Source organism: Streptomyces sp. NPDC104313 (assembly GCF_055583985.1).
The window spans coordinates 1-5,384 of the sequence record NZ_JBVJMW010000037.1; the positions used below are offsets into that span (position 1 = coordinate 1).

General features: G+C 67.9%; 1 protein-coding gene. It reads right to left on the minus strand.

Annotation, left to right across the window (positions count from 1 at the left end; all coding sequences use genetic code 11):
* Positions 1-5,384, minus strand: a 5,384-nt coding sequence (locus ACZ60Q_RS35930; protein WP_469641815.1) for an amino acid adenylation domain-containing protein, incomplete at both ends; no start/stop codon positions are given.

The window sequence follows — 5,384 nt, forward strand, 5'->3', positions numbered from 1 at the left end:
GCCACCAGACTCCGAATACCGGCATGCGACACCAGCACACCCTTGGGCCGGCCAGTAGAACCGGAGGTATAGATCACATACGCGGTGTTGGCAGGGCACAGCACGGCGATGCGGTCCACGTCGGTGGGGTTGGTCTCACTCTGTCCGGCGACCGCCTCCCGCGTTGCTGGGGCGTCCAGGAGCAGGACTGGGACGTCGGTGCCGGGCAGGCCCGGGGCGATGCCTGTAGTGGTGAGCAGCCGGGTGGGCCTGGCGTCGTCGAGCATGAACGCGATCCGGTCCGTCGGGTACGCGGGGTCCACCGGCAGGTAGGCCGCGCCCGCCTTGAGCACGGCGAGCACACCGATGACCATGTGCACCGAGCGCGGTACGGCCAGGGCCACCACCTGCTCGGGACCCACACCTTCCTCGATCAGCAGATGAGCGAGGCGGTTGGCGCGCCGGTTCAGCTCTGCGTAGCCAAGCGTCTCGTCGCCCGCCACGATCGCCGTGGCGTCCAGAGCGTCTGCGACACGGGACTCGAACAGCTCGGGCAGGCAGCCCGCCCCGACATCACGGTCCGTGGAGTTCCAGTCCACGAGGAGCCGGACGCGTTCCGTAGCCGACAGGACGTCGATCCGTCCGGTCGGCTCGCCCGGGTGTGTGACGGCCCGCTCCAGCAGGCGGACGAAGCGGCCCGCGATCTTCTCCACCGCATCCGCGTCGAGCCGGTCGGGGCGGTAGCCCAGGCTGAGCTGCAGGGCGTTCCCGGGCAGTACCGCGAGGCTCAACGGGTAGTGCGTGGCGTCCTGGCCGTGCGCCTTGACAAGGCGCAGGCCGTCGATGGCGCCGCCCAGGTTGTCGGCGTCGAGGGGGTAGTTCTCGAAGACTGTTGTGGTGTCGAAGAGTTCTCCGATACCGGCCGTGTGCTGAATTTCGGCGAGGCTCAGGTACTGGTGGTCGAGGAGTTCCGTCTGTTCGCGCTGGACACGCGTGAGGAGGTCGATGAGCGATTCGGAAGAATCGAGCCGGACACGGACGGGGACGGTGTTGATGAAGAGGCCGACCATGGTCTCGATGCCGCGAATCTCGCCCGGACGTCCGGAGACGGTGGTACCGAAGACGATGTCGTCGCGGCCGGTCAGCGAGCCGATGAGCAACGCCCAGGCGCCCTGGACCAGAGTGTTCATCGTCAGGCCGTGGCCGCGCGCCAACTCCTTGAGCCGTCCCGTCAGTTCGGCCGAGACCAGGCGCGTGACCTTCTCGGGCACGGCGGTGTCCCCACTGGGCTCACCGGGGGCCAGACGGCACGGCTCCTCCAGACCGGCAAGCGCCTTGCCCCAGGCAGCTTTGGAGGCGTCGCGGTCCTGGCGGGCCAGCCACGACAGGTACTCCTTGTACGGTGCCACGCGCGGCAGCGCCGAACCGTCGCCACCCGCCCCGTACAGGGTGAAGAGCTCCCGCATCAACACCGGCATCGACCAGCCGTCGAGCAGGATGTGATGGAAGGTGAGGACGAGGCTGAAGCGGTCGTCATCCAGGCGGGCCAGGGCGAACCGGAGCAGCGGGGGCCGCTTCATATCGAAGCGTCGCGATGCCTCTTCCTTGACCAGACGCTCCAGTTCCACCGACCGGACATCAGGCGTGCGGCCGCGCAAGTCCGCTTCCCGCCACGGCAGTTCCACCGAGTCCGGAATGACCTGGACGGGCTGACCGCCGCCCCGTACGACAAAGCCCGCGGACAGATTCGGGTAACGCCCCAGCAGCGACCGACCGGCGGCCCGCAGGCGCTCCGCGTCCACCTCACCCTCCAGCTCGAGGGCCAACTGCACCACATACACATCCGGACCCCGCTCGTCGTACAGAGCGTGGAACAACAGCCCCTCCTGGAGAGGAGAGAGCGGAAGGATGTCGGAGACCCGCGTCTGCTCCTCGATCCGGTTGATATCCGTCTGGTCGAGCGATACCAGGGGCATGTCCGATGGGGTGCGTCCGCCGGCCTGCGGGTCGTCCGCGTGTGCGGCGAGGGTGTTCAGAGCGGCGATCCAGGCGTCGCCGAGCTCCCGGACGTCATCCTCCGTGAGCAGCTCGCGCGGCCAGGTGCAGCTGATCGTCATTCGCGGCCCGTCCGCGTGGTCGTGCGTGACGGCATTCACGCCGAGAGCGTGAACGAGGGGCATGGCGTCGCTCGCCCCGGCATTCAGGACGTCGGAGCCGACCGCAACGGACCAGTCGGCGTCCTGCGGTGCCGAGAACCTGCCTAGATAGTTGAAGGCGACTTGTGGTTGGGGCAGTTGGGCCAGGGCTGCTCGGGTGTGCGGGTTGAGGTGGCGCAGCATGCCGTAACCGATGCCGTGGTCGGGCAGCGCCCTGAGCTGCTCCTTGACGAGCTTCAGCGCCTCGTCGGCAACGCGGCCGTCCAGCTCGTGCGCCTCGGTGCCGACCAGGCCGAGATCGAGGCGTGCGGGGTGAATGCTGGTGAACCAGCCCACGGTGCGGGAGAGTTCGACGCCATCGGTGATCTCCTGACGGCCGTGACCCTCCAGATCCACCAGCAGCGACCGGTCATTCCCCTCACCTCGGGCACCCCGCCATTGGGCGAAGGCCAGTGCCAGGCCAGTCAGCAGCACATCGTCGACGCCGCAGAAGTACTGAGAGGGTATGCGGGTCAGCAGGGGCAGGGTCTGTTCTCTCGACAATGTCCAGGAAACAGACGCGGCACTGCCCAGCGTGTCGCGTGCCGGGTCCAACTCTCGCCCACCCAGCCACGGTTCGGACTCCTGCAGCACCTTCTCCCACAGCGGCAACTCGGCGGTCCGGGAGGGGTTTTGTGCTTCTTGGGTGAGGAGGTGGGCCCACCGGCGAAACGGTGTCCCGACCGGCGGAAGCGCGACGGGCCGACCCGCGGCTGTTGCGTCCCAGGCCGCTGCCAGATCCGGCAGGAGGATCCGCCAGGAGACACCGTCCACCACCAGGTGGTGCAGGACCAGCAGGAGCCTTCCCGGCCGGTCGGTTCCCGCGTCGAACCAGACGGCGCGGATCATGACACCCGCGCCCGGGTCCAGAAGGTCCTGGGTGTTGTGCAGTGCGACAGTTACCGCCGCGCGGAGCGCCGTGGTGTCCGTGCTGGACACATCGACCCGCTCCAGGCGGTCCCTCCCGCGTACCTTGTCCGGCTCGTCGATTTCCAGTGACCGGTCACCCACCACGCCAGTGAGCCGTGCCCGCAGTATGTCGTGGTGATCGACGACCGCCTGCAGTGTGTCGGCCAGCCGGTCCAGGCCGGCGCCGGCGGGAACACGCACGAGTACCGACTGCTGGAACTTGTCGAAGCCGATGCCGTCCACGTCGAAGGCGTGCATAACCGGAATCAATGGCATCTGGCCCACGCCGTCGCCGGCCGGCCCGGTCACCATCGCGGGCTCCACTTCCCTTGCGACCAGAGCCAGTTCCGCCACCGAGGGGTTCTGGAAGATGTCGCGTGCCGAGACGACGAGGCCGGCTTCGCGCGCCCTGCTGACGAGCTGGATCGACACGATACTGTCGCCGCCGAGGTCGAAGAAGCTGTCGTCGATACCGACCCGGAGGAGACGCAACACCTCCGCGAATACCGCGCACAGTATTTCCTCGCGGGGGGTACGGGGTGCCCGGTCCCCGACGCTCGCGCTGAAGTCGGGGGCGGGCAGAGCCTTGCGGTCGAGCTTCCCGTTCGCCGTCAACGGCAGCCCGTCCAGCACCACCACAGCCACCGGAACCATATAGTCCGGAAGCACCACCGACATCGCCCGGCGCAACTCGACCACATCGAGAGCGAGACCGACACCCGGAACCACGTAGCCGACGAGCCGCTTGTCACCGGGCCGGTCCGTGCGCACGACGACAGCAGCCTGCGCGACACCCGGCGAAGCGGCCAGCACCGCTTCGACCTCACCGAGCTCGATACGGAAACCACGGATCTTGACCTGGTCATCGGCACGACCGACATACTCGAGCTGACCCCGGATGTTCCAGCGGACCAAGTCACCGGAACGGTACATACGAGTCCCGGGAACACCGAACGGATCAGCGACAAACCGCTCCGAAGTCAACCCCGGACGACCCAGATACCCACGCGCCAGACCCGCACCCGATGTGTACAACTCACCGATCACACCCACGGGAACAGGTCGCAGACCCGCATCGAGGACGTACACCCGAGTGTTGTCCAGCGGTCGACCGATCGGGACGGGGCGCGCGTCCGCGGTGTCCTGGCCAGGAATCCGGTAGTGCGTGGTGAACGTGGTGTTTTCCGTGGGTCCGTAGCCGTCGACGATCTCGATACGCGGGCACGCCTCCTGCATGCGGCGTACGGCGTGTGGGTCGACCACGTCACCGCCCACCCAGAGTTCGCGCACCCCGGCGAGGCAGGTGGGACGTTCGCGGGCGATGAGGTGGAAAAGGCCCGCGGTAAGCCACAGTCCGGTTACACCTTGGTCGGCGGTCAGCCGCTCCAACGCGTCCGCGTCCAGGTTTCCCGTCGGAGCCACCACGACCTCCCCGCCCGAGAGCAGAGGGGCCCAGATTTCATAGGTCGCCGCGTCGAAGGAGTGCTTCGAGTGGAAGAGGACCCGGCGGTGGTTCTCGCCCTGCAAGGATCGGTCGAGGGCCAGGTGGACGACGGAGGAGTGGGTGACCGCGACGCCCTTGGGCTCGCCCGTGGAGCCCGACGTGTAGATGACGTACGCCAGCTGCCTCGGGTCGCAGGCTGCGTGGAAGGTCTCCTCACCACCGTCGTGCGTGCCGGACACAGCGTCGGCGGCGATCGCTCGTACATCGTCGGGAAGCTGGTGCTCCGCGCGCGCGGCCGCGTCGATGAGCACCACCCGGGTTCCGGTCTCCGCGAGCATGCGGCGGGTCCGATGCTCGGGGTCATGGAAGTCCAGAGGCAGGTAGGTTGCGCCGGCCTTCAGTACGGCGAGGAGCGCGACCAGGAGGTCGGACGAGCGTTCCATCAGCACACCGACGACATCTTCGGGTCCGACCCCCGCATCAGCCAGCCGCCGGGCCAGTCGTCCCGCCCGCAGGTCGAGCTGCCGGTAGGTCATGACCTCCGTGCCGCAACGGACCGCCACAGCGGTGGGCGTTCGGCCGGCCTGGTCGGCGAAGCACTCCTGAAGCGACTTGGCCGCTTCGGGTAGCACGTGCTCGGTCCGGTTCCACTCGACGAGGAGCTGGTTCCGGTCCTCCGCGGCGAGGATGTCGATCTCGTCGAGCGGGGTGTCGGGGGCGGCGGTGAGGGCTTCGACGATCCGAACGAAGTGGGTGGCGAGATTCTGGGCGGTTTGGTGGTCGAAGAGGTCGTGGGCGTATTCGAGGAGGCCGTCGATGCCTTGAGGTGTGCCGGTGGTGTCGGTCTGTTCGGTGAG